This window comes from Stenotrophomonas sp. 220_Sma (assembly GCF_056487375.1).
On record NZ_CM151348.1, the window covers coordinates 283,304 to 306,268 of the forward strand.

Annotated in this window: 27 protein-coding genes and 1 tRNA gene; 18 read left to right on the forward strand and 10 right to left on the reverse strand. The window is 65.5% G+C overall.

Annotation, left to right across the window (positions count from 1 at the left end; translation table 11 throughout):
• Positions 1-55 precede the first annotated feature (55 nt).
• Positions 56-1,012 (reverse strand): cation diffusion facilitator family transporter, encoded by a 957-nt coding sequence (locus ACZLIB_RS01355; protein WP_164081302.1) that lies wholly within the window; start codon positions 1,010-1,012, stop codon positions 56-58.
• A gap of 242 nt (positions 1,013-1,254) precedes the next feature.
• On the opposite strand from ACZLIB_RS01355, the gene ACZLIB_RS01360 reads away from it, so the two are divergent.
• The 6 genes from ACZLIB_RS01360 to ACZLIB_RS01385 all read left to right on the forward strand — a co-directional run bounded on the left by ACZLIB_RS01360 (position 1,255) and on the right by ACZLIB_RS01385 (position 7,545).
• Positions 1,255-2,718 carry a SulP family inorganic anion transporter gene (locus ACZLIB_RS01360; protein WP_478468957.1) on the forward strand — a complete coding sequence of 488 codons (1,464 nt, stop codon included), beginning with the start codon at positions 1,255-1,257 and terminating at the stop codon, positions 2,716-2,718.
• A gap of 144 nt (positions 2,719-2,862) precedes the next feature.
• On the forward strand, positions 2,863-3,513 hold the full coding sequence (locus ACZLIB_RS01365) for a DUF6338 family protein (RefSeq protein WP_049399849.1): 651 nt from the start codon (positions 2,863-2,865) through the stop codon (positions 3,511-3,513).
• Between the two features lie 206 nt (positions 3,514-3,719).
• Positions 3,720-4,751 carry a tRNA dihydrouridine(20/20a) synthase DusA gene (gene dusA / locus ACZLIB_RS01370; RefSeq protein WP_071229406.1) on the forward strand — a complete coding sequence of 344 codons (1,032 nt, stop codon included), beginning with the start codon at positions 3,720-3,722 and terminating at the stop codon, positions 4,749-4,751.
• Positions 4,752-4,963: 212 nt separating this feature from the next.
• Positions 4,964-5,338, forward strand: coding sequence for a hypothetical protein (locus tag ACZLIB_RS01375; RefSeq protein ID WP_049399851.1), 375 nt, complete (start codon positions 4,964-4,966; stop codon positions 5,336-5,338).
• 73 nt (positions 5,339-5,411) lie between these two features.
• Positions 5,412-6,095 carry a response regulator transcription factor gene (locus ACZLIB_RS01380; protein WP_004136763.1) on the forward strand — a complete coding sequence of 228 codons (684 nt, stop codon included), beginning with the start codon at positions 5,412-5,414 and terminating at the stop codon, positions 6,093-6,095.
• Between the two features lie 25 nt (positions 6,096-6,120).
• Positions 6,121-7,545: an ATP-binding protein gene (locus tag ACZLIB_RS01385; RefSeq protein ID WP_032128221.1), complete on the forward strand. Its 1,425-nt coding sequence runs from the start codon at positions 6,121-6,123 to the stop codon at positions 7,543-7,545.
• Positions 7,546-8,013: 468 nt separating this feature from the next.
• Here ACZLIB_RS01385 and ACZLIB_RS01390 read toward each other — a convergent pair whose 3' ends face one another.
• A complete protein-coding gene (locus ACZLIB_RS01390; protein ID WP_188348095.1) occupies positions 8,014-8,805 on the reverse strand; it encodes a M90 family metallopeptidase in 792 nt (263 codons plus the stop codon).
• A complete protein-coding gene (locus ACZLIB_RS01395; protein WP_478468958.1) occupies positions 8,772-9,050 on the reverse strand; it encodes a hypothetical protein in 279 nt (92 codons plus the stop codon). The genes ACZLIB_RS01390 and ACZLIB_RS01395 overlap by 34 nt, the downstream gene beginning before the upstream one ends.
• A gap of 144 nt (positions 9,051-9,194) precedes the next feature.
• Here ACZLIB_RS01395 and birA point away from each other — a divergent pair, with 144 nt between their 5' ends.
• The 4 genes from birA (at position 9,195) to ACZLIB_RS01415 (ending at position 11,865) form a co-directional block, all read left to right on the forward strand.
• Positions 9,195-10,163, forward strand: coding sequence for a bifunctional biotin--[acetyl-CoA-carboxylase] ligase/biotin operon repressor BirA (gene birA / locus ACZLIB_RS01400; protein WP_049399854.1), 969 nt, complete (start codon positions 9,195-9,197; stop codon positions 10,161-10,163).
• A complete protein-coding gene (locus ACZLIB_RS01405) occupies positions 10,160-10,891 on the forward strand; it encodes a type III pantothenate kinase (RefSeq protein WP_012509777.1) in 732 nt (243 codons plus the stop codon). Before birA ends, ACZLIB_RS01405 begins: the two co-directional genes overlap by 4 nt.
• 9 nt (positions 10,892-10,900) lie before the next feature.
• Entirely contained in the window at positions 10,901-11,749 is an 849-nt protein-coding gene (locus ACZLIB_RS01410) for an SPOR domain-containing protein (protein WP_478468959.1), read from the forward strand.
• Positions 11,750-11,789: 40 nt separating this feature from the next.
• Positions 11,790-11,865: transfer RNA gene (locus ACZLIB_RS01415), tRNA-Thr, on the forward strand.
• A 127-nt stretch (positions 11,866-11,992) separates the two neighbouring features.
• Here the strand turns inward: ACZLIB_RS01415 and ACZLIB_RS01420 are convergent.
• The 3 genes from ACZLIB_RS01420 to ACZLIB_RS01430 all read right to left on the reverse strand — a co-directional run bounded on the left by ACZLIB_RS01420 (position 11,993) and on the right by ACZLIB_RS01430 (position 14,712).
• On the reverse strand, positions 11,993-12,844 hold the full coding sequence (locus tag ACZLIB_RS01420; RefSeq protein ID WP_478468961.1) for a hypothetical protein: 852 nt from the start codon (positions 12,842-12,844) through the stop codon (positions 11,993-11,995).
• 121 nt (positions 12,845-12,965) lie between these two features.
• On the reverse strand, positions 12,966-14,090 hold the full coding sequence (locus tag ACZLIB_RS01425; protein WP_154351906.1) for an XVIPCD domain-containing protein: 1,125 nt from the start codon (positions 14,088-14,090) through the stop codon (positions 12,966-12,968).
• Between the two features lie 22 nt (positions 14,091-14,112).
• Positions 14,113-14,712 carry a hypothetical protein gene (locus ACZLIB_RS01430; RefSeq protein ID WP_478468963.1) on the reverse strand — a complete coding sequence of 200 codons (600 nt, stop codon included), beginning with the start codon at positions 14,710-14,712 and terminating at the stop codon, positions 14,113-14,115.
• A gap of 233 nt (positions 14,713-14,945) precedes the next feature.
• On the opposite strand from ACZLIB_RS01430, the gene ACZLIB_RS01435 reads away from it, so the two are divergent.
• On the forward strand, positions 14,946-15,233 hold the full coding sequence (locus ACZLIB_RS01435) for a type II toxin-antitoxin system RelE/ParE family toxin (protein ID WP_010486984.1): 288 nt from the start codon (positions 14,946-14,948) through the stop codon (positions 15,231-15,233).
• Positions 15,234-15,291: 58 nt separating this feature from the next.
• On the forward strand, positions 15,292-15,594 hold the full coding sequence (locus ACZLIB_RS01440) for an addiction module antidote protein (RefSeq protein ID WP_049431463.1): 303 nt from the start codon (positions 15,292-15,294) through the stop codon (positions 15,592-15,594).
• A gap of 57 nt (positions 15,595-15,651) precedes the next feature.
• Here the strand turns inward: ACZLIB_RS01440 and ACZLIB_RS01445 are convergent, their stop codons facing one another.
• A complete protein-coding gene (locus ACZLIB_RS01445) occupies positions 15,652-15,975 on the reverse strand; it encodes a hypothetical protein (protein ID WP_285301416.1) in 324 nt (107 codons plus the stop codon).
• A gap of 80 nt (positions 15,976-16,055) precedes the next feature.
• Positions 16,056-16,463: a hypothetical protein gene (locus ACZLIB_RS01450; RefSeq protein WP_149909334.1), complete on the reverse strand. Its 408-nt coding sequence runs from the start codon at positions 16,461-16,463 to the stop codon at positions 16,056-16,058.
• Between the two features lie 581 nt (positions 16,464-17,044).
• Between ACZLIB_RS01450 and ACZLIB_RS01455 the strand changes: the two genes are divergently transcribed.
• Entirely contained in the window at positions 17,045-17,989 is a 945-nt protein-coding gene (locus ACZLIB_RS01455; RefSeq protein WP_478468964.1) for an ankyrin repeat domain-containing protein, read from the forward strand.
• 17 nt (positions 17,990-18,006) lie between these two features.
• Here the strand turns inward: ACZLIB_RS01455 and ACZLIB_RS01460 are convergent, their stop codons facing one another.
• The gene (locus ACZLIB_RS01460; protein WP_132808861.1) at positions 18,007-18,354 is read right to left on the reverse strand and encodes a hypothetical protein; all 348 of its coding nucleotides are present in this window, start codon (positions 18,352-18,354) and stop codon (positions 18,007-18,009) included.
• A 132-nt stretch (positions 18,355-18,486) separates the two neighbouring features.
• On the opposite strand from ACZLIB_RS01460, the gene rocF reads away from it, so the two are divergent.
• The 3 genes from rocF (at position 18,487) to ACZLIB_RS01475 (ending at position 20,132) form a co-directional block, all read left to right on the forward strand.
• Complete coding sequence (rocF, locus tag ACZLIB_RS01465) at positions 18,487-19,407, forward strand: arginase (RefSeq protein ID WP_478468966.1); 921 nt, start codon at positions 18,487-18,489, stop codon at positions 19,405-19,407.
• A 162-nt stretch (positions 19,408-19,569) separates the two neighbouring features.
• Positions 19,570-19,707, forward strand: a complete 138-nt coding sequence (locus ACZLIB_RS01470) for an entericidin A/B family lipoprotein (RefSeq protein WP_008266021.1) — start codon at positions 19,570-19,572, stop codon at positions 19,705-19,707.
• Between the two features lie 203 nt (positions 19,708-19,910).
• Positions 19,911-20,132, forward strand: a complete 222-nt coding sequence (locus tag ACZLIB_RS01475; RefSeq protein WP_004153772.1) for a CsbD family protein — start codon at positions 19,911-19,913, stop codon at positions 20,130-20,132.
• A 73-nt stretch (positions 20,133-20,205) separates the two neighbouring features.
• Here the strand turns inward: ACZLIB_RS01475 and ACZLIB_RS01480 are convergent, their stop codons facing one another.
• Positions 20,206-21,006: a hypothetical protein gene (locus ACZLIB_RS01480; protein WP_478468967.1), complete on the reverse strand. Its 801-nt coding sequence runs from the start codon at positions 21,004-21,006 to the stop codon at positions 20,206-20,208.
• Between the two features lie 108 nt (positions 21,007-21,114).
• On the opposite strand from ACZLIB_RS01480, the gene ACZLIB_RS01485 reads away from it, so the two are divergent.
• A complete protein-coding gene (locus tag ACZLIB_RS01485) occupies positions 21,115-22,407 on the forward strand; it encodes a tryptophan--tRNA ligase (protein ID WP_478468969.1) in 1,293 nt (430 codons plus the stop codon).
• Between the two features lie 126 nt (positions 22,408-22,533).
• Positions 22,534-22,836, forward strand: coding sequence for a hypothetical protein (locus ACZLIB_RS01490; protein ID WP_065724234.1), 303 nt, complete (start codon positions 22,534-22,536; stop codon positions 22,834-22,836).
• Positions 22,837-22,965: the final 129 nt, after the last annotated feature.

Genomic DNA, 22,965 nt, shown 5'->3' on the forward strand with positions numbered 1-22,965 from the left:
CCGCGTACGTTGGGTTGCAATGCGTACGAAAAATTTGATTGATCGTCCTGCCAGCCTAGATCGTCCATTCGCGGTCGGTGGTGAACATGATGGTCAGCCAGCGGTCCGGCGAGGCCTCGCCCAGTGCATCGCCGATCTCGTCGCGCAGCTGGTCCCATTCCACCAGGGGCCGCGGCGGGTCGTTTTCCGGTACCACGAAGAACAGCTCGATCTGCTCGCCACGCCCCACCTGGGCCACGTAGCTGCGGTGCTCGACGAAGCCGTGCTTGGCCACGATCCCGCGTGCCACTGCATCCACATGGGCCTGCAGTTCCGGCGGGGTGACCAGCAGGATGCCGGCCAGCGCCCGGCGCACCGTGCCGAGCGGGGCGATCATCACCAGCACGCAGACGAAGGCGAGGATGGCCGGGTCGATGTACGGCCCGACCCACGCCAGCGACGTGCCCTGCACCAGTACGCCGCCGAGGAAAGCCAGCAGGTAGCAGGCCGACATGCTGGCCGCGATCACCCAGTTCTTCGCGTCCAATGCGATGAACTCCGAGCCGATGCGGCGGTTGGCGCGCAGGATGAACCAGGCCAGCGCGCCTTCGCCCACGATCGACAGCCCGGCGAAGGCAATGGCCGGGCCGAGGGCGATGTGGCGGCCCCCGGACATCAACGCGTCCACCGCATTGACCAGCGCATACAGCGCCGCACCGATCATCAGTGTGCCGCTCACCCCCAGCACGATCGGCTCCAGGTGCCAGAAGCCCATGGTGAAGCGCTGGTTGAGCCGCGATTGCAGCGCATCGGTCTGCGTGGACAGCGCGATCAGGCGCGCCACCAGCAGTGACAGCCAGGTCATCACCACGTCGATCAGGCCGTAGATGCCGTCGAAGATGATCAGCGAGGAATTGGCCAGCAGGCCGAACACCACCGCCGCCGCGGCCAGCACCAGAGAGGCGGCGATCGACAGGCGCAGCACGCCCTGTTCGGTGGCGGGGTCGAAGAACTGCGGGCGGTTGGCGGCCATGGTTCAATTGTAGAGCGGAGCCAGGCTCCGCTGCCTTTCGCTGCCTTCGCCGGCCAACCGCGCTACCCCCGTGGGGCCGCTTCCCGTAGACTGCGCCCCTCCCACGTACCGACGCCCGCCTGCAGTGATCACGCCACCCTGACCCTTGCCGCACATCGGCAGCCGGCCCGCCCGGCTCAGGAACCCGTGTCTTTCCACTGCAGCGCCATGCGGCCACGCCCGCCTGTGCGCGGAGCTTTCCCATGCAAACGTCCTACCCCCTGCGCCAGCAATGGCTCGGCAACATCCGTGGCGACCTGCTGTCCGGCATCGTCGTCGCCCTGGCCCTGATTCCCGAGGCCATCGCGTTCTCGCTCATCGCCGGCGTCGACCCCAAGGTCGGCCTGTATGCCGCGTTCTCGATTGCCGTCATCACTGCCATCGCTGGCGGCCGCCCTGGCATGATCTCCGCCGCCACCGGTGCAATGGCGCTGGTGATGGTCGACCTGGTCAAGGACCACGGCCTGCAGTACCTGTTCGCTGCCAGCATCCTGGCCGGCCTGCTGCAGGTGCTGGCCGGCGTGTTCAAGCTCGGCTCGTTGATGCGCTTCGTCTCGCGCTCGGTCATCACCGGCTTCGTCAACGCGCTGGCGATCCTGATCTTCCTGGCACAGATGCCCGAGCTGATCGGTCGCGGGCCTACGGTCTATGTGCTGTGCGCCGCCGCGCTGGCGATCATCTACCTGCTGCCACGCATTACCCGCGCCGTGCCATCACCGCTGGTGGCCATTGTGGTGCTGACCGCCGTGGTGATCGGCTTCGGCGTGGACGTACGCAGCGTCGGTGACATGGGCCAGTTGCCTGACAGCCTGCCGCATTTCCTGCTGCCCGATGTGCCGCTCACCTGGGAGACGCTGCGCATCCTGCTGCCGGTGTCGGCCACGCTGGCCGTGGTCGGCCTGCTCGAATCGATGATGACCCTGCAGATCGTTGAGGACATCACCGAAACGCCGAGCGAGCGCAACCGCGAATGCGTCGGCCAGGGCGTGGCGAATACGGTCACCGGCTTCCTCGGCGGCATGGCCGGCTGCGCGATGATCGGCCAGTCGGTGATCAACGTGACCTCCGGTGGGCGCGGCCGCCTGTCCTGCCTGGTGGCCGGCGTGTTCCTGCTGATACTGGTGGTGTACGGCAGCGAACTGGTGCGGCAGATCCCGATGGCGGCGCTGGTGGCGGTGATGATCATGGTCAGCATCGGCACCTTCAGCTGGCGCTCGCTGCGCGACCTGCGCACGCATCCGCGCAGTTCCTCTGCGGTGATGCTGCTGACGGTGGTGGTCACCGTGGCTACCCACGATCTGGCCAAGGGCGTGCTCAGCGGTGTGCTGCTGTCGGCCCTGTTCTTCGCGCGCAAGGTTGGCCGCATGCTGGACGTGCAGCGCGACGATGCCGATGACACGCAGGTCTATCGCGTGCGCGGGCAGGTGTTCTTCGCCTCGGCGGGGCAGCTGGGTGCAGCGTTCGATTACCAGCACGTGGCGCCGAAGGTGCAGATTGATCTGCGCGATGCCCACCTGTGGGACCTGACTGCCGTGGCCGCGCTGGAGCGGGCGCAGGAAAAGCTGGCCGCGCACGGTGCGGAGGTGACGGTGGTGGGGCTCAATGCGGCCAGCCAGACCCTCATTGAGCAGGTGGGTGGCAAAGGCGCTGCTGGCAGCGCGCATTGACGCTATCGGCCCTCGTGGGGCAACTGCAACGCCATGGCCGCCGTTGGTGTTGCTGCATCTTCAGCCTGTGAACCCCACCCAGGGTGGAAGAATCGCTGTGATCGTGCTCCGTTGTGATCCTCACGACGGAGTACTTCTGCCGGAATGGATTCGCTCTTCAACAACGCCACCACGCTGCTGACCTTTCTGCTGCCGGGCTTCCTGTCTGCATGGGTGTTCTATGGGCTGACATCCCATCCCAAGCCGCCGCAGTTCGAACGGACCGTGGAAGCGTTGGTGTTCACCTTCGCGGTCCAGGTGCTGGTCAAGTTCACCGAACTGATGCTCCTGCTGGCGGGTCGCTGCTTTGTGCTGGGGACCTGGACCGAGACCAGCAGCCTGCTATGGGGTTTTGTCCTCGCCGCACTGCTGGGGGCAGGATTGGCCCTCGCTGCGAACAAGGATTCCCTCCACAGGGTTCTCCGCCGCGCAGGCTTCACCACGAGGACATCCCACCCGAGCGAGTGGTACTGCGTGCTGGGTACGCGTCCTGCCTTCGTGGTGCTGCAATTGAAGGATGGCCGTCGATTGACCGGCTACCCCAAGGAGTGGCCGATCAGCCCCGCTGCGGGACAGTTCTACATGCAGATGCCGGCCTGGCTGGTGGATGCGGATCCACCCGATGAAGGTGCCGATCCAGCAGCGGATCCCGTGGCCAGCCCCGCCGTGGTCGAGCTTCCGCAGCTCGATGGCATACTGATTCACGCAGTGGATGTGCAGTGGGTCGAGATTCTCCAGGAGACAGACGATGGCTAAGTTGAGGAAGGGTTCCAACCCACCACTGGACCAGTTGGTCGTATCCATGGAGAACGCGAACCCCAAGCTCCCCGAGGGCAGGAAGCGTCCGCCGCCACCGCCCAGCCCGCCCCGGCCGCCAGCCGGAGCCGGGCCCAACCGGCGCTCGCCGCGCGGCTGACCGGGCGCATTCAGCCGCCCGGTGTAAACTATTGATCTCACTGGCAATGCCAGTCTCCACGATCAATGCCCCGATGACGTCCGCCACCGCCCGTTACGCCGATTCCCTGCGCCTGTCCGTTGCCCCCATGATGGACTGGACGGATCGCCATTGCCGCGTGTTCCACCGCGTGCTGGCGCCGGGCGCGCGCCTGTACACGGAAATGGTGCACGCCAACGCGGTCATCCACGGCGACCGCGAGCGCCTGCTCGGCTTCGACCGCAGCGAGCAGCCGCTGGCGCTGCAGCTGGGTGGCAGTGATCCGGTGCTGCTGGCGCAGGCCGCGCGCATCGCCGCCGAGTGGGGCTATGACGAGGTCAACCTCAACTGCGGCTGCCCGTCCGACCGCGTGCAGGCCGGGCGTTTTGGCGCCTGCCTGATGCGCGAGCCGGCGCTGGTGGCCGAATGCGTTGCGGCCATGGTCGATGCGGTTGATATCCCGGTGACGGTGAAGTGCCGCCTGGGCGTGGACGAGGACAACGACTACGACGTGTTTGCCAGCTTCGTCGACCGCCAGGTCGCCGCCGGTGCGGCGATGGTGGTGGTGCACGCGCGCAACGCGTGGCTGAAGGGCCTGTCGCCGAAGGAGAACCGCGAGGTTCCGCCGCTGAAGTACGACTGGGCCTACCGCCTGAAGCAGGAGCGCCCGGCACTGCCGGTGGTGATCAACGGCGGCCTGGCCAGCATCGAGGCGGTGCAGGCGCAGGCCGCGCACGTCGATGGCGTGATGCTGGGCCGCGCGGCCTACCACGACCCCTACCTGCTGCATCAGCTGGAGGCGCTGCACACCGGCGCCCCGCTGCAGGCCCGTGGCGACCTGCTGCGCGCGATGCGCCCCTACATCGAGGCGCAGCTGGGCGAAGGCCTGGCGCTGAAGCACATCACCCGCCACCTGCTCGGCCTGTTCCACGGCCAGCCCGGTGGGCGCGCATTCCGCCAGGTGCTGAGCGAGGGCGCACACCGTCCGGGCGCCGGCTGGAGCCTGATCGAACAGGCCCTGGCGGTCACCGACCGCGAAGCTGATCGCGCCGCAGCGTGACCGCAGTCACATTCCTGACTTGACAAGGGACGGCGATTCGTCCCGAATGTTCACTTAGCTGAACGAATCGGGCGTAGGGCCGGAAAAGTTCAGACCGGATTCACTGCTGTAAACCAAGAATTTGCAAAAGATTTGTAAAACGCTGGGTTTCGAACCCGGCGCCGGATTTACGACTTTTGAACGAATCGCCGTGCTCGGCTAGGATCGCATCGATGTCTTCCGCTCCCTTCCATCGCCGCATTGCCCTGGCCACCTGCGTGGTGCTGTCGGCTGTGCCGCTGTCTTCGGCGCTGGCGCAACAGCCGCCGCGCGGCGACCAGGGGCGGGCGGAGATGATGGAGCGGGGCGAGCGCGGCAACCGTGGCGACGAGCGTTCGCTGTCCGATGCCGTGCGCCGCGTGCAGCGCACCACCGGCGGCCACATCCTCGGCGCCGAGCGCGTGCCGTTCGATGGTCGTGATATCAACCGGGTGAAGTACATGGACGATCGGGGCCGGGTCCGCTACATGGACGACCCCGCGCCGTCGCGTTCACAGCCGCGCACGCCGCGGTCGGATATGTCATCACTACGCGGCGATAACCCCTGAACAGGGATAGTCGTCGCTATCAACCCGTACCCCACAGGCCTCCGGGCCATACCCAGGACACTAGGGAGAGTTCATGCGTATCCTTCTGGTCGAAGACGAAGCCCCGCTGCGTGAGACCCTGGCAGCCCGGCTCAAGCGCGAAGGCTTTGCCGTCGATGCTGCGCAGGACGGCGAGGAAGGCCTCTACATGGGGCGCGAAGTCCCGTTCGATGTCGGCATCATCGACCTCGGCCTGCCCAAGATGTCGGGCATGGAGCTGATCAAGGCCCTGCGTGACGAAGGCAAGAAGTTCCCGGTGCTGATCCTGACCGCGCGTTCGAGCTGGCAGGACAAGGTCGAGGGCCTGAAGCAGGGCGCCGACGATTACCTGGTCAAGCCGTTCCACGTCGAAGAACTGCTGGCCCGCGTCAACGCGCTGCTGCGCCGCGCCGCTGGCTGGAGCAAGCCGACCCTGGAATGCGGCCCGGTTGCCCTGGACCTGGCTGCCCAGACCGTCAGCGTGGCTGGCAGCAATGTCGACCTGACCAGCTACGAGTACAAGGTGCTGGAGTACCTGATGATGCATGCCGGTGAACTGGTCTCGAAGGCCGATCTCACCGAGCACATCTACCAGCAGGACTTCGACCGCGACTCGAACGTGCTGGAAGTGTTCATCGGCCGCCTGCGCAAGAAGCTGGATCCGGATGGCGAGCTGAAGCCGATCGAGACCGTGCGCGGTCGCGGCTACCGTTTCGCGATCCCCCGCAACGAGGGCTGAGCCGGCTCACCCTGGCGATACCATGATGTCCGGCCGTCTGTGGTTCTTCCGACGCTGGCGGCCGCGCTCACTGCAGGCGCGCCAGATGCTCGCCGCGTCCGTGGGCCTGGTCGCGTTCCTGGCGCTGGCCGGTTACGCGCTCGACGCCGCCTTCGCCGATACGGCGAAGGCGAACCTGCGTGAGCGCCTGAAGAACTACGCCACCGCCTATGCGGCCGGCATCGACTTCACCCGCGACCGCTCGCTGTACATCCGCGAGCAGCCACCGGATTCGCGCTTCGATGTGCCGGGCAGCGGCCTGTACCTGCAGGTGGTGATGCCGCACGGCAAGGGCAATTCGATGTCTGCCGAAGGCCCGATGCTGCCCACCGTCGGCGGTGGCCTGCTGGCGCCGCGCCAGGAAGTGTTCGAAGGCCCGCTGCCGATGATCCAGATCGACGGCAGCCAGGGCTCGGTGTACCGCTATGGCCTGGGCCTGGTGTGGGACGCCGACGCCGATCCCGCCACCGAATTCCCGTACACCATCTACGTGATGGAAGACTCGCGCGCGCTGGGTGCGCAGCTGCGGGTGTTCCGTGGCCGGGTGTGGTTCTACCTGGGTGGCATCGGCCTGATCCTGCTGCTGCTGCAGACCGTCATCCTGCAGTGGAGCCTGCGGCCCCTGCGTCGCGTGATCACCGAGCTGACCAAGGTGCAGCGTGGCGAGACCGCGCGCATGAGCGAGCGCCACCCGCGCGAGCTGGAACCCCTGACCGACAGCATCAACGCCTTCATTGAAAGCGAGCGCGAGAACCTGGAACGTCAGCGCAATACCTTGGCCGATCTGGCACACAGCCTGAAGACGCCCATTGCGGTGCTGCGCACGCAGATGGACAGTGGCGCGGGCGATGGCGCGCTGCGCGAGGAGCTGGACGTGCAGCTGCAGCGCATGAACAACCTGGTCTCCTACCAGCTGGCACGTGCTGCGTCGTCGGGCCACAAGCTGTTCTCCGCGCCGCTGCCGATTGAATCCAACGCCGAGGAAATCGTGCGTGGCCTGGAAAAGGTCTATGCCTCGAAGGGCGTGCTGTGCGAATTCGATATCGACCCGGCCGCACGCTTCCACGGCGAACCGGGTGACCTGCAGGAACTGCTGGGCAACCTGCTGGAGAATGCCTTCAAGTGGGCCAACCGCCGCGTGCTGCTGACCGCGCAGCCGCTGCCGGCACCGAACGCGCGCCGCGCCGGCCTGCTGCTGGCGGTGGACGACGATGGCCCGGGCATCGCCCCGGATGACATCGGCAAGGTGCTGCAGCGTGGCGTGCGTGGCGACGAGCGCGTGCAGGGCCACGGCATTGGCCTGTCGATCGTGCAGGACCTGATCAAGGATTATCGCGGTGAACTGGCTGTGGGCCGCTCCGAGGAACTGGGCGGCGCCCGTTTCGAAGTGCGCCTGCCGCCGGGGCCGTAATCCGCGCGTTCCCGTCCGCCGGGCATCGCCTGGCGCAACAGCGCGTGGCTTTCCGGTAGTGCCGGCCGCTGGCCGGCAACCTCATGATCTTCGGTGGCATTGCCAAGGTGCCGGCCAGCGGCAGGCACTACCGTATTTCGATCGTCGGCGGCTCGCCATAGAACCGCCGCAGCTGCGCGTTCCCGTCCGCCGGGCATCGCCTGGCGCAACAGCGCGTGGTGTTCCGGTAGTGCCGGCCGCTGGCCGGCAACCCCATGATCTTCGGTGGCATTGCCAAGGTGCCGGTCAGCGGCCGGCACTACCGTGTTTCGATCGTCGGCGGCTCGCCATAGAACCGCCGCAGTTGCGCGTTCCCGTCCGCCGGGCATCGCCTGGCGCAACAGCGCGGGTGTTCCGGTAGTGCCGGCCGCTGGCCGGCAACCTCATGATCTTCGGTGGCATTGCCAAGGTGCCGGCCAGCGGCCGGCACTACCGTGTTTCGATCGCCGGCGGCTCGCCATAGAACCGCCGCAGCTGCGCGGCCACCTCCGGCAACGCCTGCTGCAGCAGATCCGGCGCGGAGAAGTGGTACTCGCTGGTCACCGCGAAGAATTCTTCCGGTGCCTCGGCCGCATACGGATCGATCAGCGTCTCTTCGCCGGCATCCACCCGCACGCAGAAGGCATCGTAAGCCTGCTGGAACGTGGCCGCCCACTCGCGCTGCCATGCGCGCGGCAGCGGCGGCGTGCCGTCCATCGCACCATCCAGTGCATCCAGCTTGTGCACCATCTCGTGCACCGCCACGCAGTAGCCCTCGTGCGGCGCCGCCAGGTCGGCCTGCACATCGGCCCAGGACAGGATCAACGGACCGCTGTCCCACGATTCGCCAATCAGTTCGTCATCCCACTCGTGTAGTACCCCGGCCGCATCCATGTGGCTGCGGTGCACGCGGAACGCATCCGGGTAGACGATCAGCTGCGACCAGCCTTCCAGTCCTACCTCGCCGAATTCCAGCAGCGGCAGGCAGCACAGCGCGGCCAGCAGCACACCATCGCCGGCCTGCAATTGCAGGTCACCAATCGGGGTAATGGTCTTCTCATGCAGGAAGCGCGTGGTCAGCACACGCACGCGTGCGCGGCGTTCGTCGTCCAGTCCGTGCAGCCAGGCTGCGCGGCGGCAGGCGTCATCCCAAAGTGCATCGTCGATCGGCCGCGGCGCAGGCCGCAGCCACTGCAGCAACGACTTGATCAGCGGAACATTCCCGGCAGGTAGCTGTGCCACTTCGGCGCGCGGATGCGCGGCAGCATGTCGTCGTCGCTGCCACCGCCACCGGTGGTGGTGCTGGCCGCCGGGCGTACCGGTGCCGCCTTGGTGCTGGCGGCCGATGCGCTGGAGGTCGGTGCGCGCTGCGAGGCGGCATCACCGTTGGACGACACGCAGGCGCCGCGGCTGTCGTCCAGCGCTGCTGTCGCAGACGCCGCGAAGGGCATCATCAGCAGGATCAGGCAATGGGCATAACGGCGCATTGACGACATCCACGTTAAGGGAGGGTGAGTTCCCGATTCTAGCCCGAACCCGGCGCCCCGTTGGAAGCCCCCGCGAAACCCAGCGTGGCGGGCGTCGCTGGCGGCTTTCCCGCATAATTCCTTCCTGACTTCGTGGAAGCTGCCGTGGACGATCGCCAATTGCTGGCCAAACTCGCTGCCGGTCGCCTGTCCGGCGACGCCCTGGCCCGTGAGCTGGGCCAGACCCGGGCGGCCATTTGGAAGCGTATTCAAGGACTTAGGGCCGCCGGTGTGGACGTCGAGGGCCGCGCTGGCGAAGGCTATGGCCTGACCCGCCCGGTCGACCTGCTGGACCCGGATGCGATCCGCGCAGGCCTGCCTGCAGAGGTTATGCCGCTGCTGCACGACCTGCAGGTGGCCTGGACGGTGGACTCGACCAACGCCGAATTGCTGCGTTGCAGCGCGCCCCAGCGCGGGGTGAGCGTTCTGCTGGCCGAACGCCAGACCGGCGGCCGTGGCCGTCGCGGCCGTGCCTGGGCCTCGCCGCTGGCCGCGCACATCTACCTGTCGGTGCTGCGCCTGTACTCCGGTGGCCTCGGCCGCCTGGCCGGGCTGAGCCTGGTGGCCGGTATCGCCGTGGCCGAAGCGCTGCACGACCTGGGCTACACCCAGGCGCAGCTGAAGTGGCCGAATGACCTGATCGTCGATGGCAAGCGCAAGCTGGTCGGCCTGCTCGCAGAAGGCGGTGGCGAGTACGCCGGCCCGGCGCGCGCGGTGATCGGCATCGGCATCAACACGCATATGCCACCGTCGTTCGCCGAGCAGATCACCCAGCCGTGGGTGGATCTGGACACGCTGGCCGGCAAGCCGGTGGACCGCAACGTGGTCGTTGCTGCCGTGCTGACGCGCCTGCTGCCGGCGCTGGAAGAATTCGATCGCGAAGGCCTCGCTCCGTTCCTGCCGCGCTACGCCGCGTTCGACATGCTGGCCGGCCGCGAAGTGCGCGTGGAACTGGACGGGCAGTGGCAGCACGGCACCGCACTTGGCCTGGCCGATGACGGCGCATTGCGCGTGCGCATTGATGGCCAGGAACGTCTGCTGCACGCGGGCGAAGTCAGCGTGAGGGCGGCATGAGCGATTGGTTGTTCGACCTCGGCAACTCGCGCTTCAAGTTCGCGCCGTTGCAGGGTGACCGCGCCGGCGACGTACAGGCCTGGGCGCACGGCGCCGAAGGCATGGCCGGACAGCCGCCGCACAGCCTGCCCAGCGGCACCACCGCGTTCGTGGCCAGCGTGGCCGCACCGTCGCTGACCAGCGCCATGCTGGACCAGCTGCAGCGCCGCTTCGAACACGTGCATGTGGTGCGCACCAGCGCCGAATGTGCCGGCGTGCGCATTGCCTATGCCAAACCGGAAAAGTTCGGCGTCGACCGCTTCCTGGCCCTGCTGGCCGCCGCCAAGGCGCAGCGCCCGGTGCTGGTGGTCGGCGTGGGCACCGCACTGACGATTGATCTGCTCGACGCCAATGGCCAGCATCACGGCGGGCGCATTTCCGCATCGCCCACCACCATGCGCGAAGCGCTGCACGCGCGTGCCGTGCAGCTGCCGGCCACCGGAGGTGACTACAGCGAGTTCGCCAACGACACCGCTGACGCGCTGGCCTCCGGCTGCGACGGCGCGGCGGTGGCGCTGATCGAACGCAGCGCGCAGCAGGCGCATGCGCTGCTGGGCGTGGCACCGTCGCTGCTGGTGCACGGTGGCGGCGCACCGGCGCTGATGCCGTTGCTGCCCGGCGCCGACTACCACCCCTCGCTGGTGCTGGATGGCCTCGCCCGCTGGGCGGTGCACCAGCCCGCAGGCTAGTATCCGCGCATGCTGACCCGTGCCCTGATCGTCGTACTGGCCATCCTCAATCTTGGCGTCGCCTGCTGGTGGCTGCTGCGCGATGCACCGCAACCGCCCGCGCCGCCGCCGCAACCGGCTGGCGTAGCCGAGCTGCGGTGGGTGCCCGGTGGCGTGGATGCCGCTGCGGCCGCCGAGGCCACTGCCGCCGCCCCGACCGCGCCGCTGGTAGAACGCGAACCGGCCGCGAAGACGGCTGTGGCTGCGACGCCTGCACCGGCCACGCCGACCAAGCCGGAAATTGCCAAGCCACAGGTGGCTGAGGCTACGCCGGTTGCTGCCGCTGCCAAGCCGGTAACGCCGCCTGCACCGGCCCCGGCGCCGGAAAAACCCGTAACCCCGCCCGTGGCTGCCGAGCCGCCGCGCTGCATCGCGCTGGGCCCGTTCGCCGACCGCGCTGCTGCGACCAGTGCGCAAGGCAAGGCCGGCAACGTCATCAGTCAGGTGCGCCTGCGCGAACAGCCTGCTGCCAGCGGCAGCGCACGTTTCCGGGTGATGCTGCCGGCCGCCGCCAGCCGCGAAGAAGCCCAAGCCACGGTGAAGCGTATCGTCGCCGCCGGCCTGAGCGACTACTACATCATCAGCCAGGGCGAGGACATCAACGCCGTGGCGCTGGGCCAGTACCGCAACCGTGAAGGCGCCGAGCGCCGCATGGCGGCGGTGCAGGCCGCAGGCTTCCAGCCGCGCCTGGTCGCCAGCGGTGACGCCGGCCAGTGGTGGCTGGAAGGGCAGCTGGCGGCGGGCACGCAGCCGGCCCAGGCCCAGCAGCGCAGCGGGGCGGCACAGAGCCGGTCGCTGGAATGCACACGGTTGCGCTAGAATCCCCGGACCGAGGCTCTGCCGCCGGTGCACCACCCATGCCGCTTTAGCTCAGTTGGTAGAGCAACTGTCTTGTAAACAGTAGGTCATCCGTTCGATTCGGATAAGCGGCACCACATGAGAAGCGCCGAAACGCGTTGGAAATGGCGGTTTCAATAAAAAAGGCCAGAGCGGGGCGCTGGCCCATTCGCGATGATCGGGGAAACGACCCTTGGGCTCAGGTTCTGGACGGGGCCAATGAGGCTACCGAAGCCGATTCATCTCGCGTCTGATCTGCTGACAACGTTGCAGCATCAACTTGCCGGATGGAGTTCCAAGCCGGATGCCTCCGCCCGCCAGCAACGGATAGATTTCCAGCCGCACGCGATAGGCTTCCTGCGAGGAGTAGCGTACGGCCTGATCGCCGGACGCGAGAGGGGCCCCCGGCAAACCTTCTTCCGTGATGAAGCCGTTGATCTGAAGTTGCGCGCATAGGCCCGCGTAGTAGGCGCTTCTTTCGTCCAGCGCTCGGGGATGCTTTGTAGCATGGCCCAATGCATGAACGCTCTCGTGCGCAACCAGATCAACGAGATTTGCGAAGGTCCGGTGTTGATCGCCGTAGACCGGTGACACAAGCGCGAGCGTCCTGCCCGTGGCAAAGCGGCCAAGCGACCTTGCCCGCGCTACCGCAGAAGTGTCTTCCTGTACAAGAAGGATCCGATAGCTATTCGATGCTGCCGGTATCCATGACTCGGATGAGGCAGCCGCCGCATCGACACGTGCACAAGCCTCTTCGGCGTCAATCGCAAGCCCATCCGCGATCTGTAGGTTGATCGTCCGCTCGGTGTTCGCGCAGCGGACGAGATAAGTCGTGCCTACGGCGTCCTGACCAGGAAGCATGGAAGCCGTGTAGAAGTAGCGAAGAGGGCCTAGAGGGACGGAAACAACTTCAGTATATCCAGCTGAGGCAACCCCTTTCGGAAGTGCGGTAGTCGCGCAGCCTGAAAGAACAATGGTGCAGACGCTGACCAGGAAGATTGCGATTGTGTGCATCTTGTCCCCATACGAAAACGGGGCTGATGCCCTCGCTCCAGCCAACAGCGTCAGTTGTTCCACGGCAACCAGGTCATCCGTTCGATTCGGATAAGCGGTCCCCCCATGTGTCGGCGTCACTTTGCAATGCTACAGGCGCTTGCCGGGTGGTTCGAAAGGCGGCACACCCAGCGCCTCGGCAGTCTTACCTTGAGAACGATGGCCCATCCTGCGCATGAACCTGCTGAGCTGATGGCTGTTCAAGATTTACTGCCAACGCCTCAGCGCGATGAAGTGATTCTGCTTCAGATGTGCGAAGCGCATCCATCGTATTCATGGTTCCACGGCGTTGGGCAGGATCGTCCATCGCTCCCTCGACGATGAATACCTTCTCGCCACGTGCAAGGGACTCTGTCGGGTTGTTCAATACAACGTGGTCAACTCTTGAAAGCCCTTGCTCCTTCGCGAGCACCAACAAACTCGCAGACATGCGCTGGCTCGACTCATCCCAGTGCTTCCCGCTCTCGGCGTCCAGGCGTTCCACACCTGCTCTTATCTGCCTATAGAGAGAACGGTCAGCATCGCCGAGTTCAGCTACTGAGGAAGCTGCTCGTTGCATTGAGGGTGAGTCGTCGGCGACCGCGGCGATTCTTTCCGTAGCCGCAGCGCTCTCGGCGTCAAATTCTGGCTCCGGCCTGCGTCGACGTTGCGTAGGTGCTATGTGCTGATCATAGTGCGCGCCATAGTAAAGCTCGTATGTCGCATGAGGACCAACAGAGGGAGCCTCCGTTTTGAACACCTCAGCGATCTGTCCAAGTGCCTGGTTCCGATTGATCCGCCCGGCCTGGAGTTCTACGGCAATGGCTCCATACTGTTGTGGCCGATTGCCCGTACCCGACACGCCAATGTCGGGTCCACCAGCCGCGATGAGTTCACGCTGGACCTGGACATTACTGAGCGTCGCAGCCGCTTCTCCTCGTAGCAGGGTGTTTACATAGGATTGCTTGGACGTTGGATCGGGACGTTCGGTGAAGAGATGGTGCCCTACCTCGTGGGAAAGAGAGCGCGCGATTCTGGAGCCCTGCCCAACCGCATTCTCGTCAATAACGATCTTCTCACCGGGAACAAGATAGGTGCCCATACCGGCTTGCCCCCAGACAATATCCAGATCGTCGCGCTCAGCCTGTGCGAGGCCCGCCCGAAGTGTTGGGGATTTCGCCAGAAGTGGCGCCAACGAAGGGTCAGCCAGCGGGGATGCCGGACGACGTACGGGGCCTGGGCGAGCACCCTCCTGCGGCTGTGGCAGTACAGAGTCTTCAGTACGTTCCATGCTGGGGCTCCTGCCCACGGGGTCAACGCTGACTGATCAATACGTGGGTCAATGTCACATTGTCTGGGGCGAGAGTGAGTACAACCTCAGCGCCGTTCACTGGCGCGGTCCAGTAGGGGCGGGAGCCAGGGGCATCAGGCCGGGGTGGATACTGGGCCGTTCCCTCCCAGATGATCTCTTCGAGCGCAACGCTCGGGGGCGTGACATCAAAAGCAAGCTTCGCCTGCGCGGGATTGTCGACAGCACTTCTCAGCGTGATGTTCCGAACTTCAAGGCCACCCAACATTCCACGTTCTGCGGTTCGTTCGTCCCTCAGGCCCTGCCGAGTCGGCTCTCCAAGATGCGCGTGAAGCTGTTCGTTCAATGCGTCGACATCATCAAAACGCACACGAGACAATCGCTCGATGTCGTTCTTGAATCGCTCCATACCAATTTCACTCCCTGATTCGACGGACTGTTTTTGATTCAGATGATCTGATGGTTTCGGCGGCGCGGCGCTCGAACATGCTGCCAGCACAAGCGCCGGAATAGCGATCGCGAGGCGACGACGCGCTGCGATCCAGAGGCGGCGCTGAAGTCCGCGTTTTGATGAAGAAGCGCATTTCTCGACCCATGCATTCATGAAAGCATCTCGCGCGCCAATGTCACACTCTTGAATCTAGCACAGCATTTTGTGAGTGCGGATCGGGCCCGCGTGAACAATGAGCTACTGAAAACGCACCCGGTTCCACTTTCCAGTTTGAAAAGACGGGGCGTCGGCTGCGAGGGAGGGAGTGCCAGATGGGAGACCGAGCACAGTTCCATGTGTGCATTTCCGATAGTTGAAAGACTGTAGCCAGTAGGCTACAGTCTTCCATGAAGATCCAGCGTACCCGTCAGTTCGCGACATGGATTGACGCTCTCAAGGACGTAACCGCACGCGCTCGCATCCTGGCCCGTATCGGTCGGCTCGCTGAAGGCCATCCCGGAGATCACCGCTATCTGGCGGATGGCGTTTCTGAATTGCGTATCGATGCAGGACCGGGTTACCGCGTGTACTACACCCAGCGCGGCAGGCAGTTGGTGATTCTCCTGGTTGGAGGCGACAAGGGTTCACAGCAGCGCGATATCGAGAAGGCCAGGGAGATTGCGCGTGCCCTGTGAGCATCGAACTGGCTGTAGGCGAAATGACTCAATACTGAAGTACCGGAGCTGTCCCATCATGGCCATCAAGAGAAAAGTTGAACTCAAATCATTTGATGTGGCCGAGCATCTTCGGACGCCGGAGGAGATGGCGGCTTATCTCGACGCCTGCATCGAAGAAAGCGACGGTGATTCTGCATTTATCGCCAAGGCGCTCGGCGATATCGCTCGCGCTCAGGGCATGAGCAAGGTTGCGCGTGCGGCGGGCTTGTCGCGTGAGAGTCTGTATCGCGCACTGTCGGGCGAGCGCAGCCCGGATTTCGCGACCATCCTGAAGGTGACCCGGGCCTTGGGTGTGCGATTGCACGCCAGCGCTGTGTAAAGCATCAGGGCATTTCGCTCACGCTCGGCGATCTCAGAAAGTCTGGCGCGAACAGGTTCAATCAAACCGGATGATGCGGATCAAGCCTCTTGTCGACGATCCGTCTCCGAAGGCGGCCAATGTGCCACAGGGGAACGCCTCCTTCGCACCTTCGTAATTGATGAATGAGATCGTGCAGTGTATCCGCGTGCCGGGACGGATTCGGGTGATGGCTCTGTCATTCAAGACGAAGCTATACCACATGAGTTCAGGACTCATGGAACGCGCCATGGGGCGTGCGGTGGACGCGATCATCTCGGCAACAGCACCGCCACGCGAATCCACTTCGTCCAGCCGCAGCTCAACGAGAACAGGTTTCAGGTTTGGATAAGGTGTGCTCATTCCAGCAGCGGGTATGCTCGATTCGATAGCTGGGGCAGTGACGTTGTGAACCTGTGCAATTGGGATCTCAATGTTCCGCATTATTGAGCCCCACCCACCTGCAACGCGACATACTCCGCCAGCCCCCGACAGGCTAGTATCAGCCCTTCGCGCGTGCCATCGCCGATATCGTCTTTCTCTTCCCCGTCTACACGCACGCGCTCAGCGGCGTGATACAGCTCCAGCAGCGACACCAGGCCAACCGCAGCGCGATCCCTGCGCGCAGCAGCCACGGCGTCGCCAGGTGTGCCTGCCGGTCCCGGCCACGGCTGTCCATCGGCGGCGTCACCCGCCTGGATGCGTTGCAGGCAGCTGGGCAGGTTGATTGGCGCGGGTGCCTCGTTCGCAGCGGCGAAGGCCGCTTCCAACGGCTGCGCCAGTTCCGGCGGCAGGCGCAGGGCGGCCTCGCCCAGGGTTGCGGTCAGGTAGGGGTGATGGGCGTTGGACATGCGGGCATCCTCGTCAGGAACAGAGGTGCCGCCACGATAGGGTGGCGGGCGATGCGTGGCTTCCAAGACCGGGTCAACGAATCGGCGGGCACGAGGCCCCCACGCACCGCCCGCCGTCGATCGGCTAACGGATTGCCAGCCGGCGCCGCACCTGGAAGGACGACGCCGGCTGGCAAGCGTATACATCGTTGACAACTCGGGCTTGGAAGTCCCGACCACCTTTTCAGGTGGCGATTCATCATGCGCACGCAGAATCACCGCCTGCCAGTCGTTTGTTTCGATGGCATCGGGCGATCCGAGAGGAAAAATGAATTATCGCGTTTGGCTTGTTCTGCGCAGTTGCATGGCAAAAGCGACATATCGCGCAGCGCTGGAACGTGCGGGCATATAGCCCATCGCAGCGCAGCCACCTGCGCGCAGGGCGAAACAACGCGTAAAGCCAACTTAACTGACCGCACAGTTCACCCACCCGATCATCATAAGCGGCCAACGGCATCGGTGCTTCACATCGGCACAAAGTGGCCCCGGCGTTGCGATGGCACTAAGCTGCCGGGCCTGTGCCAACCCCACGGAAGCCCCCCATGTCCCACCTCCTGGCCAAGGCGGCCGAACAACAGGATCTCGACCGCATCGACGCACTGCTGGATGCCGGCGCGGACATCGAGTGGCGGCACAAAGGCACCGGACGCACGCCGTTGTTGTCGGCGGTGATCGCCGGAAAGGCTGACGCGGTGGCGCGGCTGCTGGACCGCGGTGCCAACATCGAGCATGCCTGCACGGCGGTGGGCTTTACCGCACTGGGATGGGCGACCGAGCGCAACGACGCAGACATCGGACGCCTGCTGATCGCGCGCGGCGCCTCGCTGGACGTGGCCTCGCCGGAACTGCATCGCACACCGCTGATGGTGGCGGCGCAGGGCGGTCATCTGCCGATGGTCGAGCTGTTGCTGGCTGGCGGTGCTGATGTTGCACGCGTGGATTTCGAAGGACGCAATGCGCTGTCGCTGGCCGAAGCGCGCGGGCATGCGGCTGTGGTGCAGTGCCTGCAGGCAGCGGGCGCACAGATGCCACCGGTGTTGGAGGAGGCGCCGCCGCTTGTGTGGCCTGAACCGGCCGCAGAAGGGGAACCGGCAGCCGTGGTGCGTGGCTATATGCTGGCCTGCCATGCGTGGGAAACACGTGGTTACCGTGATGCCAAGGCCGGTGGAGACCTGCTCGGTAGTGCAGCATTCCAACAGGAGCGCGCGAACATCCTTGCGGCCTGGTGTACCGACCGGAAGCGGGTGTATTCCACGGGCATGTCGGTGGGCAATCCGCCGGTGCACGTGCCGGAGGATCTGCTGGCCGCCGTCGGTCAGCCGACGGCCTCCAAGGCCGAAGTGCTGGTACGTGACCATGCACAGAAATCCCGCGCGCTACGTTACGAACGCCTGTTCGTGCTCAAGCGCGTGGCAGGGCAATGGCGGATCGACGTGCTGAAGAAGCGCCCGTTCCGCACCGAAGCGTGGTCGTCGGCGATTCTCTGAGCGCGACCCGCCGCGCGTCAGCCACACGTCTTCCGCAGCAATACCCACGCCAGCATCAGGGCGAACGTTCCGACCAAGGTCAGGCCGAACCACAGCGCGGCCACTTTCACGTTGCCGATCAACGCCGCCAGCATACGGTGCAGTTCGCTCTTCAGGATTGGATATTCAGCGTGTGCCTTGCGCAGACGCTGCCAACCCAACCCGAGGAATACCAGGGTCGAGAACGGCACCAGCAGGAGCGCCATCTGGATCAACCAACCGTTCGGCGTCGCATCGACCGTGCTGTTCAACAGAACCGCAAAAAGGGCGATGGGCAGTGCCACGATGAAAAAGCGCGGCCAGGCGGTATTGATGAAGGGCGACATCGCAATCTTCCATGAGGGGCGGCTGGGTCCGCGCGGCATCATGCCATGCCAATGTCCTGCTGCACCGCCGCGAGTGGTGTCACACAGCTCTGGCTAGACTGTGCTTCTTTTTCCCCACCGCAGGAGGCACCCATGGCCCATCCCATCTCCGTATCCCTGATTGGCGTTCCCACCGACGTGGGTGCGGGCCATCGTGGTGCCCGGCTTGGCCCGGAAGCGCTGCGCGTGGCGGGCCTGCCGGAGGCGCTGGAGGCGCGCGGCGCGGACGTGCGTGACCTGGGCAACCTGGATGGCCCGCGCAACCCGTGGACCGAGCCGGTGGAAGGCTACCGCCACCTGGATGAAGTGGTGGCGTGGAACCATGCGCTGATGGAAGCCAGCTATGCCGAACTGCAGGCTGGCCGCATGCCGATCATGCTCGGCGGCGACCACTGCCTGGGCATTGGTTCGATCACTGCGGTGGCGCGCTGGTGCCGCGAACAGGGCAAGACCCTGCGCGTGCTGTGGCTGGATGCCCATTCGGATTTCAACACCAGCGACGTGACCCCGTCGGGCAACATCCACGGCATGCCGGTGGCCTGCCTGTGCGGCCTCGGCCCGGATGCGCTGACCCGTCTTGGTGGCAGCGCACCGGCGATCACCCCGGCGCAGATGCACCAGATCGGCATCCGCTCGGTGGATCCGGAAGAGAAGCGCCTGATCAAGACCCACAAGGTCGATGTCTATGACATGCGCTACATCGACGAGAACGGCATGAAGCGCGCGGTGGAAGCCGCACTGGCCGGGATCGACGAGAACACCCACCTGCACGTCAGCTTCGATGTCGACTTCCTCGACCCGAGCATCGCGCCGGGCGTGGGCACCACAGTGCCGGGTGGGGTGAACTACCGCGAGGCGCAGCTGGTGATGGAAATGATTGCCGACACCGGACGCATGGGGTCGTTGGACATCGTCGAGCTCAACCCCTTGCTGGACAAGCAGAATGCCACCGCCGAACTGGCCGTGGACCTGGTCGAAAGCCTGTTCGGCAAGTCCACCCTGATGCGTGACTGACGGCGCCGCCTGAACGGATCTGTGATCCGTTCACGCCCGCTCCACGCCACTGCCGCCAGATTGCACTTCACGCGGCGGTGGTGGGCGTTGGCCTTCTCCCGCCGAGCGAAACAATCCCATCCGCGAATGAAGCGGTGTAGCGGCAAACCCAAGGAGAAGCCCATGAAGCGCGTAGTTGCCCTGATGCTGTTGTCGATGTTCTCGGTGGCCCTGCTGGCCGGCTGCAACACCATTGCCGGTGCCGGCAAGGACGTGCAGAAGGCGGGCGAGAAGGTCGAGGACACCGCGAAGGGCCGTTGAGCCCTGCACGGAACGGAAAGAGAAAAGGCCGGGGATTTCCCCGGCCTTTTTTTGCGCGTGCTTTTCGCTGCGTGCTGTCGAAGCGGAGTGAACCATTCAAGCAGGTGAGCATCTATTTCATTGCCGGTTGACCGGTATTCAACAGCCGCTGCGCGAAGCTGGAGCCACGGTAAGAACGCCGTTGCAACCAAGGACTCCCAGCAATGAACAAAGACATCATTTCCGGCAAGTGGTCGCAGCTGAAGGGCAAGGCCCAGGCCAAGTGGGGCGATCTGACCAACGACGACTTCGATGTGGCCGAAGGCAATGCCGAGTATCTGGCCGGTCGCCTGCAGGAACGTTATGGCTGGGCCAAGGACCGCGCGGAGAAGGAAGTGCGTGAGTTCCAGGACGCCGTGAGCAAGGACTACCCGGACTACAAGTAAGCACTTCGGTTTCCCCCACAGCACAACGCCCGCACCGAGAGGTTGCGGGCGTTGTGTTGTCTGGGCGGGACGATCAGCGCGCCGGCGGGTCCGGCACGTAGCGGTTGGGGAAGGCCTGTGGTTCGCGCGGCAGGCGCGACGGCGAATCCACCAGGATGCCGCGTGCGCGCAGGTTGCGGGCGCTGTCGTAACGCAGCTGCAGTACCTGTGCGGGGCTGCGGCTGGCGCGTTCGAAGTCGGTATCGCGCACCGAAGACTGCTCGCGTGCACCGTGGCCGGTGCCCAGCGCTGGCGCCTGCGACTTGCTGGCATAGCCCTCGATGCGGCTGCTGCTGGCGCTGGCATCGGCCGACGCTTCCGCCGCCGGGGCTGGCAGCGGCAGGCCACGGCGCAGGATCGGATCCGGACGCCAGCGGCGCGCTTCCTCGAACACCGCTACGCCCACCACGCCGATGTTGTCCGGGCGGCTGGTGCGGCTGGCATAACTGCCGCTGGGGCTGCTGAACACGAACTGCGCCACTTCGTCCTGGCTCTTGCGCCAGCCGGTGATGTCGGCGCGCTGGCCGGGATTGAGCACGTAGCCGGTCTGCGAAGGATCGGCATCTTCGCCGGAGATGGCGTTGACGCCGTCCACCGACAGCACCACCAGCACCCGGCGCGGGCTGTCGTTGTACAGCCGCACGGCGTAGCGGTGGCCGCGCTCGCCGGCCACCCAGCGCTGGCCCTCGGCGGGGTAGCTGCGCAGTTCGGTGCCGCGGTCGCGGTCGACCAGGGCCATGCGCACGGGGCCGCCCTCGTACACCGGCGGCGGCATCGGGGCCGGGCGGAAACCGGCCAGGGGCAGGATCAGCAGCAGGGGCAGCAGGCGTTTCATCGGGCGTCTCCAGCGGGGTTGGGTGAATGAACGCGTCGTTGGCCCTGACGGGGTTGACCGTTGGCACGGTAAACTGGCCCCGTTCATCGAAGGTTTCCCCACGCAGTCATGACGACCCGAGTCCTTACCGGCATCACCCCCTCCGGCACGCCCCACCTGGGCAACTACGTTGGCGCCATCCGTCCGGCCATCGCGGCCAGCCGCGCGCCGGGGATCGAGAGCTTCTTCTTCCTGGCCGACCTGCACAGCCTGATCAAGTCGCAGGACCCGCAGCGCACCCAGCGCGCGACCCTGGAGATCGCGGCCAGCTGGCTGGCCTGCGGCCTGGACCCGGAACACGTGTGGTTCTACCGCCAGAGCGACATCCGCGAGACCACCGAGCTGATGTGGTTCCTGACCGCCATCGCCAGCAAGGGCATCCTCAATCGTGCCCACGCCTACAAGGCGGCGGTGGACAAGAACCGCGAGGAAGGTGTGGACGAGGATGCAGGCGTCAGCGCCGGCCTGTTCATGTACCCGGTGCTGATGGCCGCCGACATCCTGATCTTCAAGGCCAACCAGGTGCCGGTGGGCCGTGACCAGATCCAGCACATCGAGATGGCGCGCGATTTCGCCCAGCGCTTCAACCATGTGTACGGCAAGGAGTATTTCCCGCTGCCGGACGTGGTGATCGACGAGCAGGTGGCGACGCTGGCGGGCCTCGACGGCCGCAAGATGAGCAAGAGCTACCACAACACCATTCCGCTGTTCGTGCCGCGCGAGGAGCTGAAGAAGCTGGTGTTCTCGATCCTGACCGACTCGCGCGCACCCGGCGAGCCGAAGGACACCGAGGGCTCGGCGCTGTTCCAGATGTACCAGGCGTTCGCCACCCCGGAACAGACCGCGGAATTCGCCAAGGCGTTCGCCGCCGGCATCAGCTGGGGCGATGCCAAGCAGCAGCTGTTCGAGCGCATCGACAGCGAGCTCTCGCCGCTGCGCGAGCGCTACAACGCGCTGATGGCCGAGCCGGAGAAGATCGAGGCGCTGCTCAAGCGCCGTGGCCAGCAGCTGCGCGAGCAGCTGGCGGCACCGCTGCTGGACGAGCTGCGCCATGCGGTGGGCCTGCGTGACCTGTCCACTGCGGGCGACATCGCCAGCGAGGACGCCGGCGTAGCTCGTGTGGCACCGCCGCTGTTCAAGCAGTACCGCGAAAAGGATGGCCGCTTCTACTTCAAGCTGACCGCTGGTGACGGCACGCTGCTGATCCAGAGCGAAGGCTTCGATTCGCCGCGCGATGCGGGCCAGCTGATCGCGGTGATCAAGCAGGCCGAGCAGGGCGACCAGTTGCAGAGCGAGCTGTTCAAGCTGGACGCGGAAGTGGATGTAGTGCTGGCCGCACTGGCGGCACTTCGAGCCGACTGATCGGTAGATGCCGACCTTGGTCGGCGCCGTTGAAGGGCGGATGCCGGCCAGCGGCCGGCACTACCCGTGAACGAAGGTCATGGCATGATGTCCGCGCGCCTCCGGCGCGATGACATGGAGTCTGCGATGGCCTGGTTGTCGCTGCTGCTGTTCCTGCCCTGGTTCCTGCTGCTGGGCAGCCTGTACTGGCTGTTCCCGCGCCAGCCGCGCACCGCGCGGCGGCGCCTGTTCGACAGCACCACCCTGGTGCTCGCATTCGCGCTGAGCATCGTGTCGATGCTGTGGGGCTACCGCATTGGCGTGGTGCAGCCGGGCGCGGGCCCGATCTGGCCGCAGGTGCTGGCGGTGCTGTACGCCTACGGCGCGTTCCTGGCGGTGCTGGTGTTGGCCCTGTTGCTGCGGCCGCGGTTCGCATTGCGCTCCGGCTGATCGGTAGTGCCGGCCGCTGGCCGGCACATGCATTCTCCTGGCTATCCCGAGGTTGCCGGACAGCGGCCGGCACTACCCGACCAAAGCCGCATCGAACCCGGGCCGCCTGCGCGCCTACCATGGGGGTCT

Coding starts and splice junctions, on each gene's coding strand:
- ACZLIB_RS01355 (WP_164081302.1), bottom strand. CDS start 1,012: ATGGCCGCCAACCGCCCGCAGTTCTTCGACCCCGCCACCGAACAGGGC.
- ACZLIB_RS01360 (WP_478468957.1), top strand. CDS start 1,255: ATGCAAACGTCCTACCCCCTGCGCCAGCAATGGCTCGGCAACATCCGT.
- ACZLIB_RS01365 (WP_049399849.1), top strand. CDS start 2,863: ATGGATTCGCTCTTCAACAACGCCACCACGCTGCTGACCTTTCTGCTG.
- dusA (WP_071229406.1), top strand. CDS start 3,720: ATGCCAGTCTCCACGATCAATGCCCCGATGACGTCCGCCACCGCCCGT.
- ACZLIB_RS01375 (WP_049399851.1), top strand. CDS start 4,964: ATGTCTTCCGCTCCCTTCCATCGCCGCATTGCCCTGGCCACCTGCGTG.
- ACZLIB_RS01380 (WP_004136763.1), top strand. CDS start 5,412: ATGCGTATCCTTCTGGTCGAAGACGAAGCCCCGCTGCGTGAGACCCTG.
- ACZLIB_RS01385 (WP_032128221.1), top strand. CDS start 6,121: ATGTCCGGCCGTCTGTGGTTCTTCCGACGCTGGCGGCCGCGCTCACTG.
- ACZLIB_RS01395 (WP_478468958.1), bottom strand. CDS start 9,050: ATGCGCCGTTATGCCCATTGCCTGATCCTGCTGATGATGCCCTTCGCG.
- ACZLIB_RS01405 (WP_012509777.1), top strand. CDS start 10,160: ATGAGCGATTGGTTGTTCGACCTCGGCAACTCGCGCTTCAAGTTCGCG.
- ACZLIB_RS01410 (WP_478468959.1), top strand. CDS start 10,901: ATGCTGACCCGTGCCCTGATCGTCGTACTGGCCATCCTCAATCTTGGC.
- ACZLIB_RS01425 (WP_154351906.1), bottom strand. CDS start 14,090: ATGGAACGTACTGAAGACTCTGTACTGCCACAGCCGCAGGAGGGTGCT.
- ACZLIB_RS01430 (WP_478468963.1), bottom strand. CDS start 14,712: ATGAATGCATGGGTCGAGAAATGCGCTTCTTCATCAAAACGCGGACTT.
- ACZLIB_RS01435 (WP_010486984.1), top strand. CDS start 14,946: ATGAAGATCCAGCGTACCCGTCAGTTCGCGACATGGATTGACGCTCTC.
- ACZLIB_RS01440 (WP_049431463.1), top strand. CDS start 15,292: ATGGCCATCAAGAGAAAAGTTGAACTCAAATCATTTGATGTGGCCGAG.
- ACZLIB_RS01445 (WP_285301416.1), bottom strand. CDS start 15,975: ATGAGCACACCTTATCCAAACCTGAAACCTGTTCTCGTTGAGCTGCGG.
- ACZLIB_RS01450 (WP_149909334.1), bottom strand. CDS start 16,463: ATGTCCAACGCCCATCACCCCTACCTGACCGCAACCCTGGGCGAGGCC.
- ACZLIB_RS01455 (WP_478468964.1), top strand. CDS start 17,045: ATGTCCCACCTCCTGGCCAAGGCGGCCGAACAACAGGATCTCGACCGC.
- ACZLIB_RS01460 (WP_132808861.1), bottom strand. CDS start 18,354: ATGTCGCCCTTCATCAATACCGCCTGGCCGCGCTTTTTCATCGTGGCA.
- rocF (WP_478468966.1), top strand. CDS start 18,487: ATGGCCCATCCCATCTCCGTATCCCTGATTGGCGTTCCCACCGACGTG.
- ACZLIB_RS01470 (WP_008266021.1), top strand. CDS start 19,570: ATGAAGCGCGTAGTTGCCCTGATGCTGTTGTCGATGTTCTCGGTGGCC.
- ACZLIB_RS01475 (WP_004153772.1), top strand. CDS start 19,911: ATGAACAAAGACATCATTTCCGGCAAGTGGTCGCAGCTGAAGGGCAAG.
- ACZLIB_RS01480 (WP_478468967.1), bottom strand. CDS start 21,006: ATGAAACGCCTGCTGCCCCTGCTGCTGATCCTGCCCCTGGCCGGTTTC.
- ACZLIB_RS01485 (WP_478468969.1), top strand. CDS start 21,115: ATGACGACCCGAGTCCTTACCGGCATCACCCCCTCCGGCACGCCCCAC.
- ACZLIB_RS01490 (WP_065724234.1), top strand. CDS start 22,534: ATGGCCTGGTTGTCGCTGCTGCTGTTCCTGCCCTGGTTCCTGCTGCTG.